Below are 17223 nucleotides of genomic sequence, written 5' to 3'. Positions count from 1 at the left end.
AGGCGTTCAATGTATGTTCACGGGCATTGCGATAGTCCGTGCTGGATAGCTGGCGGATTGCCCCCGCTTTTTTCGGCAAACTGCGAGCGTCTTCATTTACCGGTGCCTCAAGCATGGCATCGCGAAAGGACCGAGCCATGACCATCCGTAAACAGGGTTGGGGGCGCGCGCTGAAGCTGGCCTCCGTTCCAATCGTTCTTGCATCCCTCGCCGCCTGCGCGACGCCATTCAAGGCGGACGTTACGCGCTTCCAATCGCAACTGCCCGCGCCGCAGGGTGAAACCTATGCCGTAGTGGCGGACGACCCCGCTTTGGCCGGTGGGCTCGAATTCTCGCAATATGCCGACCTTGTCGAAGCGCAGATGTCGCGCCTCGGTTATACGCAGGCCGCATCGCCCGAAGCCGCATCGCTGCTGGTTCGGTTCGATTACGGTATCGACAACGGCCGCGAACGGATCCGCACGACCGGTTTTGCTGATCCTTTCTACGATCCATGGGTCGGCTATGGCCGCTTGGGCTTCGGCTCGCGCCTCGGTTACCTGCCGCGCTCGCGCTTCTACGGCAGCCGGTGGGGCTTCGGATTCTACGATCCGTGGTTCGGCGGTCCGGACGTGCGCAGCTACACGGTATACACCAGCGGCATCGACATGAAGATCGACCGTGCGGCGACCGGGGAGCGCCTGTTCGAAGGCAAGGCCCAGGCGCTGTCGACATCCCAACGTCTGCAGTATCTCGTGCCCAATCTGGTCGAGGCGATGTTCACCGACTTCCCCGGTAATTCGGGCGAGACCGTGCGCATATCGATCGCCCCGGAAGAGGGTGCGCGACGGCGCTAAGATCGAATTTACGAATGTAACAAGGGCGGTCCGCAATGGCCGCCCTTTTTCGTTGTATTGGCGGTAACGCTGCCGTTATTTTCGTTAGCTCGGAAAGGAAGAGGCATGATCCGGACACACGAACCGCTTCTCGGCAGGAACTGGCGCATTGCAGGCTGGGCATCGGCCGCCGGCCTTCTCGCTCTGCCTGCGGTGGCGATGCTGCTCACCGGCGGCGTTGATTGGACCGTCGGCGACTTTGCAGCCGCAGGATTGTTACTGGGTTCGCTCGGCATCGGCCTCGAACTGGCGTTGCGCACATCGCGATCTTGGCCGCGATTTCTCGGCATAGCACTTGCGGCTGGTACCGCGTTTCTGACCGTCTGGAGCAATCTCGCGATCGGTATTCTCGGCAACGAGGCCGATCCGGTAAACTCCCTGTTTTTCGTCGTATTGTTTGTCGGAGCCTTGCTCGGCGCATTCATGCGCTTTCGGTCAAGGCCCATGGCACGCATCGCGGCGTTGATGGCAGCATCGCAGTTCGCCATCGGTATCTATGCTACCGAATATGCCGACCGCGCGTATGTCGAATGGGGCGTCCTCTGCCTGTTCGCCGGTCTGTGGAGCGCCGTCTCGCTGCTTCTGAACCGCGCGACGCGCGACTGACTAGACCAATCGGGCGTGTCCGCCCGTAGAGCCGAAACCGCCTTCGCCGCGGGCGGTGTCATCCAGTTCTTCGACCTCAGTCCACCGCGCCTGAACAACCGGGGCGAGCACGAGCTGCGCGATCCGGTCGCCGCGCGCGATTGCGAAATCCGCCTCGCCATGATTGATGAGGACGATCTTCAATTCGCCGCGATAATCGGAATCGATGGTGCCGGGCGTGTTCGGCACGGTTATGCCGTGCTTGAGCGCCAGCCCCGAACGAGGGCGAACTTGTATTTCGTAGCCTTCGGGAATGGCGAGTGCATAGCCGGTTGCGACCGCGTGTCGCTGGCCCGGCAACAGGGTTACCGCCTCGGCTGCGAGCACGTCCATTCCGGCTGAACCCGGAGTTGCGTAAGCGGGAGGATCGAGGCCTTCACCGTGCGGCAGGCGCTTCAGCCGCACCGCGACCGGGTCAGACATGCGGATCCTCGTCCTCCGGTTCGGCCAGCGCTTCCGCCGCGCGCATCACGAGCTGGCGGGCCACCTCTTCCTTCGGCATTTCGGACAGGCTTTCGACACCGCTCGCCGTCACGATGTGGACCTGGTTGAGATCGCCGCCCATCACGCTCGCCCCTTCGATCGACGCCACATTGTTGGCGATGATCCAGTCTGCGCCCTTGCGTTTGCGCTTCGATTTCGCGTTCTCGACCACGTTCTCGGTTTCCGCCGCAAAACCGACCAGCAAGTGCGGCCGCTTGCGACCGGCGGCGACGGCGGCGAGAATATCGGGGTTCTCGGCGAGGATCAGGGCGGGCGGCGCGCTGCCGCGCTTTTTCATCTTCTCGCCTGCGACGTGGCGGCTCTTCCAGTCCGCCACGGCTGCGACCATGAACGCCGCATCGGCGGGCAAGGCGTTGCGCACTTCCTCGGCCATGTCTTCCGCCGTCTCGACGTCGATGCGATCAACGCCCACCGGAGTCGGCAGATGCACCGGTCCGGCGACCAGCGTGACCCGCGCCCCTGCTGCGGCGGCCATCGCGGCGATGGCGAAACCCTGCTTCCCGCTCGAACGATTGGCGATGTACCGCACCGGGTCGATCGGTTCCCACGTCGGGCCGGCAGTGACGAGGACGTGCTTGCCGTAAAGCGGGCGATGCTCGGGATCAGGATCGAATTCCGCCTGCCCTGCAAGCGGCGTATCCTCGAACGGTATTTCGGCCCTGTCCATGTCGCCGAACCCGACAGACACGTTTTGCATATCGTCGATGATCGGCTGCGGCATGGCGCGCGCATCCATTCGGGCGACCTCGTGATTGATCGCTTCGGGATCGGTGGGCGGCGCGGCGCCCGCCCCGCCCTTCTTTGCAAGCAGAGGTCCGCCGCCGAAATCGGTCTGTTCCACGAGCGAAGCAGCATCCAGCATATCGGGCGCAGCCTCGTCCCACTGCTCCTCGTATTGCGCTTCCATATCCGCATGGCTGCGGCGCTTCGTGCTGCGCGGGATAATGGCGGAAAGCAGACTGCCGAGGCCGGAGGACACGCGATTGCTGTCTTCCGCCTGTTCCGGTTCCAGCGCTTCGGCCGCGAAATCCTCGTCCGCTTCGAAGGACGGTTCGCCTGCCTCGCCTGCCTCATCGTCCAAATCCTCGAATGAAGGCGCAGGCGTAGGAGCGGACAGCTGCGCCGCAGGCGCGGCCAGTTCGGGCAGCGCGATGTCCAGGCCCAGCTTTTCCGCGATAGCGGCAACGATCGCGGGCGGTTCGGGGAGGCGGCCGGGGCCGAATTCACCGCAGGCCATGGCGCCCTCGTCGGGGTCCATCACGGTCACACCGGCAGAGCGCAGCCAGTCGGCATTGCGCTGCGTCGCCTCATGCTCCCACATCCGCACATTCATGGCTGGCACGGTGAATACGGGTTTGTCGGTTGCGAGGATCAGCGTGGTGGCGAGATCGTCTGCGATGCCGGCGGCCATCTTGGCCATCAGATCTGCCGTGGCGGGGCACACGACGATGAGGTCGGCCTGCCGCGAAAGCTGGATGTGGCCCATCTCGACCTCATCCTTGAGATCGAACAGCGAGGTATAAACCTTGTTCTCGCTTAGCGCGGCGAGCGCCATCGGTGTCACGAATTGCTGCGCGCCGTCCGTCAGCACGCAGGTAACATCGCCGCCCGCCTTGCGGATCAGGCGAACCAGTTCGCACGACTTGTACGCCGCGATACCGCCGCCGATCACCAGCAGGATCTTCGGACCGCTCACCCGACCATCCTCGTGCGCGTCGCGGCGTGCCGCGATATCGACACTGATCGCAGAATGCATTCCCATTGCGTCATCGATGCGCTTGCTAGCGCTCCCTGCCCCTCAATACCAGCGCGCAGAACGCGCGATTGACGCATAGCCTTGCCAGCCTATGGTTTAAAATTCGCAAACGCGCCGCAACAGGGAAACGATCGACATGAATTTCATTCTCACGACCCTGATCGTGATCGGCGCAATCGTCGATGCGATGCTGGGCCTTGGTTTCCTGTTCGACCCGGCGGGGTCCGGTGGGGAATTCGGCCTGCTATCGGACGGTCCGGCTGGCCTTTCGTCCATGCGCGCAGACTTCACCGCCTTCTTCCTCGTTTCGGCCGCCTGCATGTCATGGGGCGGCTGGCGGAGGAGGGGCGGCGTATTGCTGGTGCCGCTCGCGCTGTTCGGCGTCGCGTTCGTCGGACGCCTGATTAATCTGATCGTGGTCGGGCCTTACGACCTGTGGCAGATGCCGATGCTGGTCGAACTGGCCCACATTATCGTGCTGGCCATTGCGGTACGGCGCTGGGCCGCCCCGGCGGCAAACCTTACGAGCCGAGTTTAGGTAAACAAGCCGAGCACGGTGGCGGCCCATACCGCGGCACCGCCCGCGACCGCCGCAGTGAAATAGCCGAGCGCGTGTCCGCCCCGCCGGTCGCGCAGCAATTCCACTCGGGGTAGTGGAGGCGGTTCGGGCGCTCCCCCCTTGGGCGGGAAGCGTTCCTCGATCCGGCGGACGAGCTGCGGGATGCGCAGCAGCGTCTCGGTATCCTCGCGGATGCGATCGGCGATGGCGGCTTCCGGGCCGAGTTCGTCGCGGATCCAGCTGCGGACATAGGGGGCGGAAACGTCCCACATATTTATGCCCGGATTGAGCTGGGTGGCGATGCCTTCCACCATCACCATCGTCTTTTGAAGCAGCAGCAGGTGGGGCTGCGTCTGCATGTCGAAATCGCGGGTGATGGCGAACAACCCGTCGAGCATCTGGCCGACGGAAAGCTCGCTCACCGGCTTGCCGCGCATCGGCTCGCCCACGGCGCGAAGGGCCGTCGCGAATTCGTCGACATTGTGATAGCTCGGCACATATTGCGCCTCGAAATGGATTTCGGCGACGCGGCGGTAATTGCCCGTCGTCAGGCCGTATAGTATCTCGGCGAGCCACATCCGCGCCTGCCGGTCGATCCGGCCCATGATCCCGAAATCGATGGCGACGATCGTGCCGTCGCTGCGCACGAAGAGATTCCCCTGGTGCATATCGGCATGGAAGAACCCGGCGGCGATGGCTTGCCTCAAAAAGGCGAGGACGAGACGGCTGGCCAGGTCGTCCATATCGTGGCCCGCAGCGCGGATCGCTTCGGTGTCCGAAATCTTGACCCCGTCAATCCAGTCGATCGTCATCACCCGGCCATTGGTCCGGTCCCAGTCGATGCCCGGTATCTCGTAGCCTTGCGTGCCGGCCATAAATTCCGACAGTTCGGACGCCGATGCCGCCTCGCGCCGCAAATCCAGTTCGCGCATGGTCCAGCGCTTGAAATTGGCGATAGTGAGGCGCGGACGCAGGCGCGCGGCCTCGCCGCCGAAGCTTTCGAGCTGGGCAGCAGCCCATTCGTAAGTCTGGATGTCCTTCGCGAACCGCTCGCGCACGCCGGGCCGCAGCACCTTGACCGCAACGTGCCGCCCCTCGGTCGTCACCGCCTTGTGGACCTGCGCGATGGAGGCCGCGCCGATGGGCGTCTCGTCGAATTCGGCGAACAGGTTTTCGAGCGGCTGCTCGAAACTCGATTCGATGGTGTCGCGGATCAGCGTGAAGTCGACCGGCGGAAGATTGTCCTGCAGGCTCAGCAGATTGTGCGCCGCTTCCTCGCCCACGAGGTCGGGCCGGGTGGCCAAAGTCTGGCCGAGTTTGATCGCCGCCGGCCCTATTTCCCGAAAGGCACCGGCGTAATCCGGCTCTCGCGATTTCACCGTGCCGATGGAGAACAGGCCGATCAGCCGCTTGACCGGCGTCGGCGTATTGGGATCGTTCCGGATGCCCCGCAGCGCCCCGTGCCGCGCGAGAATGCGGGCCCATTTGCCGAGCCGCCAGATATGGGTAATCGGCTTGGTCACGCCGCTAGACTTTCCACCCGGAATGGATGGCGACCAGCCCCCCCATGATCGGCTCGACCTTGGTGTTCGCGAAACCGGCCTCGACGATCATGCGCTCGAATTTGACCATGTCAGGGAAGCGGCGGATCGATTCGACGAGATATTTGTAGCTCGCCTCGTCGCCTGCAACAGCCTTGCCGATCTTGGGCACCAGTTTGTGGGAATAGGCGTCGTACACATCCTTGAAACCCGGCCATTCCACGGTCGAGAATTCGAGGCAGAAGAACCGTCCGCCATATTTCAGCACCCGGTGCGCCTCGGCCAGAGCCTTGTCGATGTGGGTCACGTTCCGGATCCCGAAGGCGATGGTGTAGGCATCGAAAGTGCGGGAGGGGAATGTCAGGTCCTCGGCGTTCTGGCGGCTCCAGACGAGGCCGTCTATGCCGCGCTGCATCGCGCGTTCCACGCCTACATCGAGCATTTCCTGATTGATATCGGACACCGTCACGCGTCCCCCGCGGGCCGCCATGCGGAAGGCGATGTCGCCCGTGCCGCCCGCCATGTCGAGGATGTCCTCGCCCTCCTGCGGCTTCACCCGCCTTACGAAGCGGTCCTTCCACAGGCGGTGCATCCCGCCGGACATCGCATCGTTCATGATGTCGTATTTCGAGGCCACGTTCGAAAAGATCTCGCCCACGCGGCCGGTCTTTTCGCTCGCGTCGATGTCTTCATAGCCGAAGGAAACGGTCTCGCTCATGACGCTAGGCCTTACGGGGAATTGAGGCGGGCGCAAAGGGTGTTAGAGGATGAGCGATGCCCGAGCTTCCCGAAGTCGAAACCACCGTGCGCGGCCTCGCCCGTTTCCTCGAAGGCGAGACGATCACCCGCGTGACCGTCAACCGCCCCGACATGCGCCGCCCCTTCCCGCCCGATCTGGTGCAGGCGCTGACCGGTGCGAGCGTGGTGCGGTTGGGTCGGAGGGCGAAATACGGCCTCATCCACACCAGCCGCGATCATGCGCTGGTCTTCCACCTCGGCATGAGCGGACGCTGGCGGATCGATCCTGCGGAGGACGAGAAGCACGACCATCTGGTGATCGAGACCGCGGGCCATCGCTTCGCGCTGAACGATCCGCGCCGCTTCGGCTCGGTCGACCTGATGACCAATGGCGAACTGGTGACATGGAAACCTTTCGCCGCGCTGGGGCCGGAGCCTTTGGGGGAGGACTTGACGCCTGAACACCTTCGCGATGCGACGCGCGGGCGCAAGCAGGCGATCAAGCTGCTGCTACTGGACCAGCGGATCGTGGCGGGGCTCGGCAATATCTATGTGTGCGAAGCGCTATGGATGGCGGGCATCAGTCCACGAAAGGCGGGCGGCAAGGTCACCATGCCGCAGCTGCGCCGCCTCGTTCCCGCGATCAAGGACGTGCTGGAGCGCTCCATCCGCGACGGCGGCAGCACCTTACGCGATTTCGCCCAGCCCGACGGAAACCTCGGCTATTTCGCCACCCGCTTTCATGTCTACGGCCGCGAGGGCGAGCCTTGCCACCATGAGGACGGCGGCACCATCCGCCGCATCGTGCAGGGCGGGCGGAGCACGTGGTTCTGTTCGGTTTGCCAGAGATGACTGATCGTTTCATGATCGACAAAAGCGCCTTCGCGAAGGCGCTAGCCCACCGAGCCTTTGGCTCGGATGCCTGGCTCACATTTTATCTCGAAGGCCCAAGTGATCGCCACGAAGCCATGAGGGACGGGCTGTTGGCATTGGACGCCCGAAATCTCGAAGGTTCCGAAAGCGGCTTCGTTTACGCCAAGCTTTCTGTCGCCTTAGATCAGGACGCTATCGAAGAACGAATAAATGCGGTCGCGGACCTTGCTTCAAAAGCCGGTGTTGAAATCGGAATTATTGATCTCGATTCCGAATTCGATGTCGAAATTTCAAAGTTTTTTACACTTTGGATATCGTCAGTCTGCTAGTTTCAAATGCTTCACAAATCCAGCGACGCATATTCCCTCGGCGGGGGCAGACCGTCCATTTTCTCGCTCAGCAGCGGGCGGAAGCTGGGGCGGCTTTTCATGACCATATACCAGCCCTTCGCTTGTTCGTGGTCCGACCAGTCCATCGCGCCGAGATAATCCACCACCGAGATATGCGCCGCGCAGGCGAGGTCGGCGAGGCTCAGCGTCGGGCCGGCGAGCCATTGGCGGGTGTCGACCAGCCAGTCGATATAATCGAGGTGGCCGTGCAGCAGTTTGCCGGCGCTGCGCAGCACGCGCCCGTCCGGCGGTTGGCGCAGGATCAGGCGCTTCATCATCTTCTCGTGCATCACCGGTTCGGTGACGTCGCGGTAGAAATTCTCGTCGAACAGTGCGACCAGCCGGCGCGTTTCGGCGCGCTGGGCCGCCCCGCCGGAGATCAGCGCATTGCGCTCGATCGTCTCCTCGAAATATTCGGCGATCACCCGGCTGTCGCAGAGCGTCGCGCCGCGCTCGGGATCGTGGAGCACGGGCGTCTTTCCGGCGGGATTGAGCTGCCAGAACCCGTCGCGCCCCTCCCACGGATTTTCACGGACCAATTCGTACGCGACCGCCTTTTCCGCCATGTGCAGCCGCAGCTTGCGACTGAAGGGACACAGGGGAAATTGGTGGAGGTGCCACATGCGTAGCCGCTCATGCCGCAGATGCACCGCCCCGTCCACAGTCGGCGACAGGGATACAGCGGTTTTACGGCCGGTCGGCGGCGGGCACGGTCTCTTCCAGCCGCTTCGCCATATCGCGCAGCGCAGGCAGCATCGTTTCGAGCGCGCGGCTCATGTCTCCCATCGCCGCCATCGCGCGCGGTGCGTTCTCTTCGAGCTGCTCAGGCAGGCGAGAGGCCTGGGGTGCCATGCTGCGCAGCGTCGTATCGGGCGAGACCTTGGGCACTTCCTCGCCCGTAATGTTTCGCGCCGCCCCTGCCAATGAAGCGAGCGGCAGGTCGAGTAGCACCTCGCCGAGCACGCGCAGGGTCGCGGCGATCTCCTGCTGCTTCGCCGGATCGGTTAGCGTAGCCTGCAGGCCCGTCAGCGCTTCGCTTTCGGCGGGCTGCGCATCCTGCGCGGCGGCGGGGAGAGGCATGGCTATCATGGCTGCGCCGATCATCAGACGTTTCATCGCGACTGTCTCCTTACAAACCCGAGGCGTTCAGCATCAGCAGGCAGGCGGGCATCACCTGGTGCAAGTTCTCGCCATCCTGCAAGTCCGCGGCCTCGCCAGCCGCCGCCTGCATCAACGCCTCGCGGCTCATTCCCGTATCATCCATCAATTGCGCGAGCGAGCGCACAAAGAACTCGCGCCCGCGCTCCGTCAGGTCCGGCCAGTCGGCATCGCCTCCGCCTGTGCGTTGCCGTTCGGCCCCCATTGCAATGGCGATCGAACAGCGCAGCGCCGTCTGCTGCTGCATGGTGAGAGCCAGCGGCGCGGGCGGCTCGGCTTGAGGCGCAGCGGCCTGCATGGCCAAAACGGCGAACGAATAGAGCAACGACATGCCCCGCCCCTACCCCCGCCGGGCTGAATGCCGCGCAACACCGCTTGCCCCGCCGTGGCACGTTCCCTACGCTTTGGCCGCAACAAAGGAGCACCTAGTAGAATGAAAACCTGCGCCGCCGTCGCCTTCGAAGCCAAGCAACCGCTGGAGATCGTCGAACTCGATCTTGAAGGCCCCAAGGCGGGCGAGGTGCTGATCGAGATCAAGGCGACCGGTATCTGCCACACCGATGCCTACACGCTCGACGGGCTGGATAGCGAAGGACTGTTCCCCAGCGTGCTCGGCCACGAAGGTGCCGGCATCGTGCGCGAGGTCGGCCCCGGGGTGACATCCGTGAAGGAGGGGGACCATGTCATCCCGCTCTACACGCCCGAATGCCGCCAGTGCAAAATGTGCCTTTCGGGTAAGACGAACCTGTGCAGCGCCATTCGCGAAACGCAAGGCAAGGGCCTGATGCCGGATGGCACGACGCGGTTCAGCTATCAGGGCAAGCCGATCTACCATTATATGGGCTGCTCCACCTTCTCGAACTTCACCGTCCTGCCCGAAATCGCGGTGGCCAAAATCCGCGAGGATGCGCCGTTCCATACCAGCTGCTATATCGGCTGCGGCGTGACGACGGGTGTTGGCGCAGTGGTGAATACCGCAGACGTACGCCCGGGCGACAATGTCGTGGTGTTCGGCCTCGGCGGGATCGGCCTCAACGTCATCCAGGGTGCGCGCATGGCCGGCGCGAACCGGATCGTGGGCGTCGATATCAATCCCGACAAGAAATCCTACGCCGAGCATTTCGGCATGACCGACTTCGTCAACCCGAAGGAAGTGGACGATGTTGTCGCGCATCTGGTCGAGATGCTCGACGGCGGGGCGGATTACAGCTTCGATTGCACGGGAAACACCACGGTCATGCGCCAGGCGCTGGAATGCTGCCACAAGGGATGGGGCACCAGCATCATCATCGGCGTGGCCGAGGCCGGCGCGACGATCGAGACGCGCCCCTTCCAGCTCGTTACGGGCCGCAACTGGCGCGGCACGGCCTTCGGCGGGGCGAAGGGTCGGACCGACGTGCCCAAGATCGTCGATTGGTACATGGACGGCAAGATCCAGATCGACCCGATGATCACCCACGTGCTGAAGCTGGAAGAGATCAACAAAGCGTTCGACCTGATGCATGCAGGCGAAAGCATCCGCAGCGTGGTGGTGTACGATTGATGCACGAGCCCGTCTCGCTCGACGACAAGTTTGCGACCTTCACCGAACAGTGGGCGCCGCGCATCGTTGCGCGCTACGAAGGGCACGAGGTCCGCATAGCGCGGCTCGAAGGCGAATTCGGCTGGCACAGTCACGATCACGATGAGCTGTTCCTGATCCTTCGCGGAGAGCTCGACATCGAATTGCGTGAGCGAACCGTCACCTTGCGCGAAGGCGAATTGTTTGTCGTGCCTCGCGAGACGGAGCACCGCCCGGTCGCACGCAAGGGCGAGGTTCGAGCGCTATTGCTCGATCCGGCCGAAAGCCCCAACACCGGAAACAACGAAACCGCCACCCGCGCGGTGGAAGCTTGAAGGAGAGACGAATGTTCAGTCACGTAATGCTGGGGGCCGACGATATCGAGGCGTCCAAGAAGTTCTACGACGCTTGCTTCAAAGCGTTGGGCGGGCGCGAAGGGTCGATCGATCCCAAGGGCCGCGTGTTCTACATGCACAATGGCGGCATCTTCATGCTGACCAAGCCGATCGACGGCGGCCCGGCAAGCTGCGGCAATGGCTCGACCATCGGCTTTGCGGCAGACAGTCCGGAAATGGCCGATGCTTGGCACAAGGCGGGCAGCGAGAATGGCGGCACCGAGATCGAAGATCCGCCGGGCATCCGCGAAGGTGCGGGCATGAAGCTCTACCTCGCCTATCTGCGCGATCCGGCCGGCAACAAGGTCTGCGCAATGCATCGCCCCGGCTGAGACCGAACACCCGCGCGGTTCGTCCCGCGCAAACACGATCCGGGCGCAGCGGTTCTTCCTCCGCTGCGCCCTTTCTTGCAAAGGCGGCCCATGCAATTCGAATATCTCTCGCAGAACAAGGCGTATGGCGGCACGCAATTCGTGTGCTCGCATGCCTCCACCAGTACTGGCACCGATATGACGCTGTCGGTCTATATCCCGCCGCATGAGGACGGTGCGAGGCTACCGGTACTGTGGTATCTGTCCGGCCTCACCTGCACGCATGAAAACGTGACCGAGAAAGGCGAATACCGCGCCGCCTGCGCCGAACATGGCATCGTTTTCGTCGCACCCGATACGAGTCCGCGCGGGCCGGATGTGCCCGATGCTGAAGACGAGTACGACTTCGGCAAGGGCGCTGGCATGTATGTCGACGCGACCGAGGCGCCGTGGTCGCAGCATTACCGGATGCGTGGCTATATCGAGGAGGAACTGCCCGGCCTGATCGAGAGCGAATTCCCGGTCGACCTGTCGCGCCAGTCGATCACCGGCCATTCGATGGGCGGCCATGGGGCGCTGACCATCGGCCTGCGCAATGCGGATCGCTTCCGTTCGATCAGCGCTTTTTCGCCCATCTGTACCGCTTCGCGCGTGCCGTGGGGGGAGAAGAGTTTCTCTCGCTATCTGGGTGAGGATCGCGATACATGGGCCAGGTACGATGCCGTCGCGCTGATCGAAAACGGCGCGCGGCACGACCATATTCTTGTGGACCAGGGTACCGCAGACCAGTTCCTCGACGACCAGTTGAAACCCGGCCTGCTATCGATGGCTTGCGCCAGAGCCGGAATGCAACCGGAAATCCGGATGCAGGAGGGGTACGATCATTCCTACTACTTCATTTCGACCTTCATGGCCGAACACATCGCGTGGCATGCCGAGCGGTTGCGTTCAACGTGACCGGTCAGGCTCTCGACCTCGGAACCAGAATAGCCCATTCTACGATATACCCTTAATAAACGCAGCGGATGCAGCCCTGCTAGAAAAAATGCTCAGATAAATTCATGGTTAACTTTCGGTGTATCCTGTACCTTCTGCGAATACGGGAGGGTCACACGAAAGGATTCTTGATGACTAATTATTTAAAGCAATCTGCGTCAGCTGCCATTTTGGCCGTTTGCGCAATGGCTGCAGCTACGCCTGCTTCCGCTGCGGAAATAATAACGCCGATCAATGCCGATTTGCGTAACGGTGATTTTACTTTCACATTTCTCGACAGCACATTCACGTTCGGGAGCAGCGGAAACATATTCAATCCGCTGACCATCCAGACGTCGCCTAACGCGGCGGTAAGCTCGTTCGGCGGATTCCTCGGTATTCCCGTGAACCCGTCACCGTTCTTCACGAACCGCGGCACTGTGCAGTTCGGCCCGGACGCCTTCGGTGCCTATGCGTCCTTCTCCGAGGAAACTGCGGTTCCGGCTTCGAATGGCGAGAACTTCCTCGGTCTTCGGGCGACCTTCGAAGGGCAGGACTATTTCGGTTACGCCTTCACCACCAACTCCGTCCTGAACACCATCGGGTTCCAGAACGCGCCGAATACGACGATCACCGCTACGACCGCCACCGGAGCCATTCCGGAACCGGCGACCTGGGCGCTGTTCATCCTCGGTTTCGGCGTGATCGGCGCAGCGATGCGTTCGGCGGCGCGGAAAAACGTAAGCGTGAAGTTCGCGTAGAAGCTGCATTACCGGGGGCGGCAGTGATGCCGCCCCCTTTTCCGGTTGAGCCGAACTGATACATCCATGATTAATTTCGGTTAACTTGCTAGATCCGGGTTCGCGCGTCCCCCTAATCCACAAAGTACGGGAAATCCTTCCCGCAACAGGGGGATATAATGAAAAACCTTCTACCTATGGCAGCGGGCGCAGTCGCGCTGGTGGCCGCCAATCCGGCGTCCGCCGCCACTGAAGTTCTCGTGGGCTCGGGATCGGGCATGGTCACTTCGACCAGTACCGATACGACCGCGACGCTCGACTATTCGGCCCGCGGGTTCGATGGCACGTGGACGCTTGCGGGTGTCTCGGATGTGACCGGGAGCTACACCTTCGATTTTACCAGCGAGGGGTTCTATTCCTTCTTCGCAGTCACAGCCGCCGCCTCCGCCTTCTCGGGCGAAACGGTGTTCTCGCTGTACGACGCCGGTCCGGCGAATTGCTGCGCCTCACCGTCCAACGGTTTTCTCTACACCGGTTCGGTCATGCTCGATCTGGTGGCCGGGCAAGAATTCGGTTTCCGCCTGAGCGGTGCGAACTTTGACAGCGCGCAAACGCTGCGGGGTACGTTCTCGGTCGTGCAGGCCACCGGAGCGGTTCCGGAACCGGCGACCTGGGCGCTGTTCATCCTCGGTTTCGGCGTAATCGGCGCGGCGATGCGTTCGGCGGCGCGCAAAAATGTGAGCGTGAAGTTCGCTTAAGCGCATTCGTCCGACCATTAGAGAAGGGGCGGCACCGTGCCGCCCCTTTTTGGTTCAGCCGTGCATCGCCACGAATTCCTCGACGACCGGCGCGATCTTGCCGCGCCACTTGCTGCCGTTGAAGATGCCGTAATGTCCCGCGCCCTCGGCCATGTAATAGCGCTTTTTCGATGGATCGAGGTTGGGCGTCAGTTCCAGCGCGGCGCGAGTCTGGCCGAGGCCGGAAATATCGTCTCGCTCGCCTTCGATGGCGAGTAGCGCGGTCGTGTCGACATCGCCAAGATCGATCCGCTTGCCGCGATGCATCAATTCGCCGTTCGGCAGCGAGTGCTTCTGGAACACCTCCTCCACCGTCTGGATATAGAATTCCGCCGTCATGTCGCACACGCTGCGATATTCGTCGTAGAAATCCTTGGTCGCGTTCGCGCTTTCCTCATCGCCCTCGGTGAGATGCTTGAACATCTCGTAATGGCTTTGGAGGTGGCTGCCGAGGTTCATGCTCATGAAGCTCGCCAGTTGCAGAAAGCCGGGATAGACCCGCCGCCCCGCCCCACGATACTGCATCGGAACGGTGGCGATCACGTTTTGCCGGAACCATGCAAGCGGGCGGTCCATGGCAAGGTCGTTCACCGTGGTCGGCGAACAGCGCGTATCGATCGGCCCACCCATCATGGTCAGCGTGCGCGGCGCGCATTCGTGCTCGTCGCGGTTCATGATCGCGGTTGCGGCGAATACCGGGACCGAAGGCTGGCACACCGCCATGACATGGGCGCCGGTGCCGATAAGCTCGAGATATTCGATGACGTAATCAATATAGTCGTCGAGATCGAAGCGCCCTTCGCTCAGAGGCACGGTTTTCGCGTCCGCCCAATCGGTGACATAGACGACGTAGTTTTCAAGCATCCGCTCGACGGTGCCGCGCAGCAGCGTGGCATAATGCCCGCTCATCGGGGCAACGATCAGCATGCTCGGCGCATCGTCGGGCAGGCCATCGCGGGTGAAGCGCTTCAGATCGCCGAAGGGCTTGTTGAGGACCGTCGCCTCTTCCACCGGCCAGCGCTTCTTGCCGGCAGCGACCGTTTCGATGTTCCATGCAGGCTTGCCCCGGGTGGCTGCGGCATGGGCGAACACTTCGAGCGCCGACGCCGTTGCCGGCCCAACGCCCATATAGCCCATCGGCAGAGCCGGGTTCGACAGCATTTCCGCCCCGATGGAGGCCCAAGCACTGGCGCTGGAAAGCCAGCTTCGTTGGAGTTCGTAGGCGTGATAGAGCATTGCGGGTCCCCTGCTGCCCCGCATCCTTTTAGGTCGCGGGTGCTGTGGCGAATGACATTACGGACAAGCGGTCCTTGTGCAATGCACAAATAGTGACGATCTTGCGCATGTCCAATTTCGGCAGGTGGATTTGCCGGGACGCGGACGCTAGGCAGGATTCATGGACGAGAGCGCGACACAGGGCGAGAAACGGCGAGGCCTAGCCCGGTTTCGCAAGCCGAAGGACGAGGGCGAGAAACGATCGCTAAGGTCGCTGGCCATGGTGTGGGACTCGGCGAAGGAATATCCTTTGCAAGTCACGTTTGCCATGATCGCCTTGCTTGTCACCGCGCTGATCACCTCACTCGCCGTGCCCAGCGCCCTGAAACTGATCATCGATCGCGGGTTCGGCGCGGAAGGCGGAGCGGATATCGGGCGCTGGTTCCGCTATCTGCTCATGCTTGTCGTGGTGCTGGGCGGCTTTACGGCAGTGCGGTTCTATTTCGTCAGCTGGATCGGCGAACGGGTGGTCGCCGATATCCGCACGAAAGTGCATCGCAATTTGCTCCGGCTCTCCCCCTCCTTCTTCGAAGAGAACAGCCCCAAGGAAATCTCCAGCCGGATGACGGCAGACACGGCGATCATCGAAACCGTGGTCGGCACCACGCTATCGGTAGCGCTGCGTAATATCATCATGGCGATCTTCGCCACTGCCTATCTCTTCTGGCTTGCGCCGCAACTGGCGGTCTACTTGCTGATCGGCATCCCGCTGGTCATCGTCCCCATCGCGCTGTTCGGCTCGCGTCTGCGCGCGATTAGCCGTTCGAGCCAGGACCGGATCGCCGATGTGGGCGCGATGGTGACCGAAGTGCTTTCGGGCATGAAGGTCGTCCAGGCCTTCAACCAGCAAGGCCGCGAAAGCGAGCGGTTCGGAGCGGCGGTGGAGCGCACCTTCGACACGGCGCGCCAACGCATCCTTATCCGTGCGATCATGACGGCGCTGATCATCACGCTCATCTTCGGAGCAATCGTGGTGCTGCTCTGGCGCGGGGCGAACCTTGTCCAGCAAGGCGAGATTACCGGTGGCACGATCGGGGCCTTCGTGTTCGCGGGCGTGATTGCGGCAGGTGCCTTCGGGGCTCTGACCGAGGTGCTGGGCGATCTGCTGCGCGGCGCTGGCGCGGCGAGCCGCCTGTCCGAACTGCTCGATGCCGAACCGGAAATTGCGGCCCCCGCCCGCCCGCAGACGTTGCCGACACCTCCGCGCGGCAGTGTATCCTTCCGCAATGTCACGTTCCGCTATCCCACGCGGCCCGAAGAAGCGGCGATCCGCGATTTCAGCCTCGAGATCGAGCCAGGCGAGACGGTCGCCATCGTCGGCCCTTCGGGCGCGGGCAAGACGACGATTTTCCAGCTGGTCGAACGCTTCTACGATCCGCAGATGGGTTCCGTGCGGATCGACGGCGTGCCGCTCATCAGCGCCGATCCCGCGGAAATTCGCGAGCGGATCGCCTTCGTCCCGCAGGACGGCGTCCTGTTCTCCGCCAGCGCGCGCGACAATCTCCGCTACGGCAATTGGGATGCGAGCGAGGACGAGCTTTGGGATGCCGCCCGCGCCGCGAATGCCGCCGAATTCCTCGAACGTCTGCCGCAAGGGCTCGATACCTTCCTCGGTGAAAGTGGCACACGGCTCTCGGGCGGCCAGCAGCAGCGTCTCGCCATCGCCCGCGCCCTGCTTCGCGATGCGCCGATCCTGCTGCTGGACGAGGCGACCAGCGCGCTGGATGCGCAAAGCGAACGTCTGGTGCAGGACGCGCTCGACCGCTTGATGGCGAACCGCACCACGCTCGTCATCGCCCATCGGCTCGCCACCATTCGCGCGGCGGACCGGATCGTGGTGATGGAAGACGGCGGTATCGTGGAACAGGGCACCCATGCCGATCTCGCCGACGGGAGCGGCTTGTACGCCCGACTCGCCGCGCTGCAATTCGGCCGCGAAACCGCCGCCTGAGCCCGATTAATCGACCGACCCCCGCGTTCGTCCGACGAAGGGCGACAGGCCGCATTAAGCCTGCGCTATGTATACAAGTCATGATGGTTCGGCGCGTCCTGCGGCCAGGACCCTGCGATTCCTCCCGAGGAGACACGATTTGACCAAGACATTTTTCAGCGCCGGTGCGTCCGCGCTCGC

At 62.8% G+C, this 17223-nt stretch carries 20 protein-coding genes; 12 read left to right on the top strand and 8 right to left on the bottom strand.

Annotated elements, in window-relative coordinates:
* The first annotated feature begins 137 nt into the window (after positions 1-137).
* On the top strand, positions 138-836 hold the full coding sequence (locus E3U23_RS13430; RefSeq protein ID WP_279351792.1) for a DUF4136 domain-containing protein: 699 nt from the start codon (positions 138-140) through the stop codon (positions 834-836).
* 105 nt (positions 837-941) lie between these two features.
* Complete coding sequence (locus tag E3U23_RS13425; protein WP_279351791.1) at positions 942-1481, top strand: hypothetical protein; 540 nt, start codon at positions 942-944, stop codon at positions 1479-1481.
* On the opposite strand, the gene dut is transcribed toward E3U23_RS13425, so the two are convergent.
* Both dut and E3U23_RS13415 read right to left on the bottom strand, forming a co-directional pair.
* The gene (gene dut, locus E3U23_RS13420) at positions 1482-1943 is read right to left on the bottom strand and encodes a dUTP diphosphatase (protein ID WP_279351790.1); all 462 of its coding nucleotides are present in this window, start codon (positions 1941-1943) and stop codon (positions 1482-1484) included.
* Positions 1936-3780, bottom strand: coding sequence for a bifunctional phosphopantothenoylcysteine decarboxylase/phosphopantothenate synthase (locus E3U23_RS13415; protein ID WP_279351846.1), 1845 nt, complete (start codon positions 3778-3780; stop codon positions 1936-1938). Before E3U23_RS13415 ends, dut begins: the two co-directional genes overlap by 8 nt.
* A 136-nt stretch (positions 3781-3916) precedes the next feature.
* Here E3U23_RS13415 and E3U23_RS13410 point away from each other — a divergent pair, with 136 nt between their 5' ends.
* On the top strand, positions 3917-4318 hold the full coding sequence (locus tag E3U23_RS13410) for a hypothetical protein (RefSeq protein ID WP_279351789.1): 402 nt from the start codon (positions 3917-3919) through the stop codon (positions 4316-4318).
* Here the strand turns inward: E3U23_RS13410 and ubiB are convergent.
* Together ubiB and E3U23_RS13400 are read right to left on the bottom strand one after the other, a co-directional pair.
* Positions 4315-5862: a 2-polyprenylphenol 6-hydroxylase gene (gene ubiB, locus E3U23_RS13405; RefSeq protein ID WP_279351788.1), complete on the bottom strand. Its 1548-nt coding sequence runs from the start codon at positions 5860-5862 to the stop codon at positions 4315-4317. The genes E3U23_RS13410 and ubiB overlap by 4 nt on opposite strands.
* Positions 5863-5866: 4 nt before the next feature.
* Positions 5867-6598, bottom strand: a complete 732-nt coding sequence (locus E3U23_RS13400; RefSeq protein ID WP_279351787.1) for a class I SAM-dependent methyltransferase — start codon at positions 6596-6598, stop codon at positions 5867-5869.
* A gap of 56 nt (positions 6599-6654) precedes the next feature.
* Between E3U23_RS13400 and mutM the strand changes: the two genes are divergently transcribed.
* Both mutM and E3U23_RS13390 read left to right on the top strand, forming a co-directional pair.
* Positions 6655-7470, top strand: a complete 816-nt coding sequence (mutM, locus tag E3U23_RS13395) for a bifunctional DNA-formamidopyrimidine glycosylase/DNA-(apurinic or apyrimidinic site) lyase (RefSeq protein ID WP_279351786.1) — start codon at positions 6655-6657, stop codon at positions 7468-7470.
* Positions 7467-7820 (top strand): hypothetical protein, encoded by a 354-nt coding sequence (locus E3U23_RS13390; protein ID WP_279351849.1) that lies wholly within the window; start codon positions 7467-7469, stop codon positions 7818-7820. The genes mutM and E3U23_RS13390 overlap by 4 nt, the downstream gene beginning before the upstream one ends.
* A gap of 11 nt (positions 7821-7831) precedes the next feature.
* Here the strand turns inward: E3U23_RS13390 and E3U23_RS13385 are convergent, their stop codons facing one another.
* The 3 genes from E3U23_RS13385 to E3U23_RS13375 form a co-directional block, all read right to left on the bottom strand.
* Positions 7832-8503 (bottom strand): glutathione S-transferase family protein, encoded by a 672-nt coding sequence (locus E3U23_RS13385; RefSeq protein ID WP_279351785.1) that lies wholly within the window; start codon positions 8501-8503, stop codon positions 7832-7834.
* 64 nt (positions 8504-8567) lie between these two features.
* Complete coding sequence (locus E3U23_RS13380; RefSeq protein ID WP_279351784.1) at positions 8568-8996, bottom strand: hypothetical protein; 429 nt, start codon at positions 8994-8996, stop codon at positions 8568-8570.
* Between the two features lie 13 nt (positions 8997-9009).
* Positions 9010-9369 (bottom strand): hypothetical protein, encoded by a 360-nt coding sequence (locus E3U23_RS13375; RefSeq protein WP_279351783.1) that lies wholly within the window; start codon positions 9367-9369, stop codon positions 9010-9012.
* A 102-nt stretch (positions 9370-9471) separates the two neighbouring features.
* Here E3U23_RS13375 and E3U23_RS13370 point away from each other — a divergent pair, with 102 nt between their 5' ends.
* The 6 genes from E3U23_RS13370 (at position 9472) to E3U23_RS13345 (ending at position 13778) form a co-directional block, all read left to right on the top strand.
* Positions 9472-10581, top strand: coding sequence for an S-(hydroxymethyl)glutathione dehydrogenase/class III alcohol dehydrogenase (locus tag E3U23_RS13370; RefSeq protein ID WP_279351782.1), 1110 nt, complete (start codon positions 9472-9474; stop codon positions 10579-10581).
* Positions 10581-10934: a cupin domain-containing protein gene (locus E3U23_RS13365; protein WP_279351781.1), complete on the top strand. Its 354-nt coding sequence runs from the start codon at positions 10581-10583 to the stop codon at positions 10932-10934. The genes E3U23_RS13370 and E3U23_RS13365 overlap by 1 nt, the downstream gene beginning before the upstream one ends.
* An 11-nt stretch (positions 10935-10945) precedes the next feature.
* Positions 10946-11326, top strand: a complete 381-nt coding sequence (locus E3U23_RS13360) for a VOC family protein (protein ID WP_279351780.1) — start codon at positions 10946-10948, stop codon at positions 11324-11326.
* A gap of 90 nt (positions 11327-11416) precedes the next feature.
* A complete protein-coding gene (gene fghA, locus E3U23_RS13355) occupies positions 11417-12262 on the top strand; it encodes an S-formylglutathione hydrolase (protein ID WP_279351779.1) in 846 nt (281 codons plus the stop codon).
* A 224-nt stretch (positions 12263-12486) separates the two neighbouring features.
* Positions 12487-13041, top strand: coding sequence for a PEPxxWA-CTERM sorting domain-containing protein (locus E3U23_RS13350; RefSeq protein ID WP_279351778.1), 555 nt, complete (start codon positions 12487-12489; stop codon positions 13039-13041).
* 158 nt (positions 13042-13199) lie between these two features.
* On the top strand, positions 13200-13778 hold the full coding sequence (locus E3U23_RS13345) for a PEPxxWA-CTERM sorting domain-containing protein (RefSeq protein ID WP_279351777.1): 579 nt from the start codon (positions 13200-13202) through the stop codon (positions 13776-13778).
* Positions 13779-13832: 54 nt separating this feature from the next.
* Here E3U23_RS13345 and E3U23_RS13340 read toward each other — a convergent pair whose 3' ends face one another.
* Entirely contained in the window at positions 13833-15053 is a 1221-nt protein-coding gene (locus tag E3U23_RS13340) for a polyhydroxyalkanoate depolymerase (protein ID WP_279351775.1), read from the bottom strand.
* Between the two features lie 160 nt (positions 15054-15213).
* On the opposite strand from E3U23_RS13340, the gene E3U23_RS13335 reads away from it, so the two are divergent.
* Positions 15214-17043, top strand: coding sequence for an ABC transporter transmembrane domain-containing protein (locus E3U23_RS13335; RefSeq protein WP_431732692.1), 1830 nt, complete (start codon positions 15214-15216; stop codon positions 17041-17043).
* Positions 17044-17223 lie beyond the last annotated feature (180 nt).

The sequence above is a fragment of the Erythrobacter litoralis genome, from assembly GCF_029760855.1.
GTDB lineage: Bacteria > Pseudomonadota > Alphaproteobacteria > Sphingomonadales > Sphingomonadaceae > Qipengyuania > Qipengyuania litoralis_A.
Note: the sequence above shows the minus strand (reverse complement) of the source record. Positions and strands in the feature narration are given on the sequence as shown.

What these genes read in the sequence shown, in the direction of transcription:
- E3U23_RS13430 (WP_279351792.1), top strand. Translation starts at nt 138, where the DNA reads ATGACCATCCGTAAACAGGGTTGGGGGCGCGCGCTGAAGCTGGCCTCC.
- E3U23_RS13425 (WP_279351791.1), top strand. Translation starts at nt 942, where the DNA reads ATGATCCGGACACACGAACCGCTTCTCGGCAGGAACTGGCGCATTGCA.
- dut (WP_279351790.1), bottom strand. Translation starts at nt 1,943, where the DNA reads ATGTCTGACCCGGTCGCGGTGCGGCTGAAGCGCCTGCCGCACGGTGAA.
- E3U23_RS13415 (WP_279351846.1), bottom strand. Translation starts at nt 3,780, where the DNA reads ATGCATTCTGCGATCAGTGTCGATATCGCGGCACGCCGCGACGCGCAC.
- E3U23_RS13410 (WP_279351789.1), top strand. Translation starts at nt 3,917, where the DNA reads ATGAATTTCATTCTCACGACCCTGATCGTGATCGGCGCAATCGTCGAT.
- E3U23_RS13400 (WP_279351787.1), bottom strand. Translation starts at nt 6,598, where the DNA reads ATGAGCGAGACCGTTTCCTTCGGCTATGAAGACATCGACGCGAGCGAA.
- mutM (WP_279351786.1), top strand. Translation starts at nt 6,655, where the DNA reads ATGCCCGAGCTTCCCGAAGTCGAAACCACCGTGCGCGGCCTCGCCCGT.
- E3U23_RS13390 (WP_279351849.1), top strand. Translation starts at nt 7,467, where the DNA reads ATGACTGATCGTTTCATGATCGACAAAAGCGCCTTCGCGAAGGCGCTA.
- E3U23_RS13385 (WP_279351785.1), bottom strand. Translation starts at nt 8,503, where the DNA reads ATGTGGCACCTCCACCAATTTCCCCTGTGTCCCTTCAGTCGCAAGCTG.
- E3U23_RS13380 (WP_279351784.1), bottom strand. Translation starts at nt 8,996, where the DNA reads ATGAAACGTCTGATGATCGGCGCAGCCATGATAGCCATGCCTCTCCCC.
- E3U23_RS13375 (WP_279351783.1), bottom strand. Translation starts at nt 9,369, where the DNA reads ATGTCGTTGCTCTATTCGTTCGCCGTTTTGGCCATGCAGGCCGCTGCG.
- E3U23_RS13370 (WP_279351782.1), top strand. Translation starts at nt 9,472, where the DNA reads ATGAAAACCTGCGCCGCCGTCGCCTTCGAAGCCAAGCAACCGCTGGAG.
- E3U23_RS13365 (WP_279351781.1), top strand. Translation starts at nt 10,581, where the DNA reads ATGCACGAGCCCGTCTCGCTCGACGACAAGTTTGCGACCTTCACCGAA.
- E3U23_RS13360 (WP_279351780.1), top strand. Translation starts at nt 10,946, where the DNA reads ATGTTCAGTCACGTAATGCTGGGGGCCGACGATATCGAGGCGTCCAAG.
- fghA (WP_279351779.1), top strand. Translation starts at nt 11,417, where the DNA reads ATGCAATTCGAATATCTCTCGCAGAACAAGGCGTATGGCGGCACGCAA.
- E3U23_RS13350 (WP_279351778.1), top strand. Translation starts at nt 12,487, where the DNA reads ATGGCTGCAGCTACGCCTGCTTCCGCTGCGGAAATAATAACGCCGATC.
- E3U23_RS13345 (WP_279351777.1), top strand. Translation starts at nt 13,200, where the DNA reads ATGAAAAACCTTCTACCTATGGCAGCGGGCGCAGTCGCGCTGGTGGCC.
- E3U23_RS13340 (WP_279351775.1), bottom strand. Translation starts at nt 15,053, where the DNA reads ATGCTCTATCACGCCTACGAACTCCAACGAAGCTGGCTTTCCAGCGCC.
- E3U23_RS13335 (WP_431732692.1), top strand. Translation starts at nt 15,214, where the DNA reads ATGGACGAGAGCGCGACACAGGGCGAGAAACGGCGAGGCCTAGCCCGG.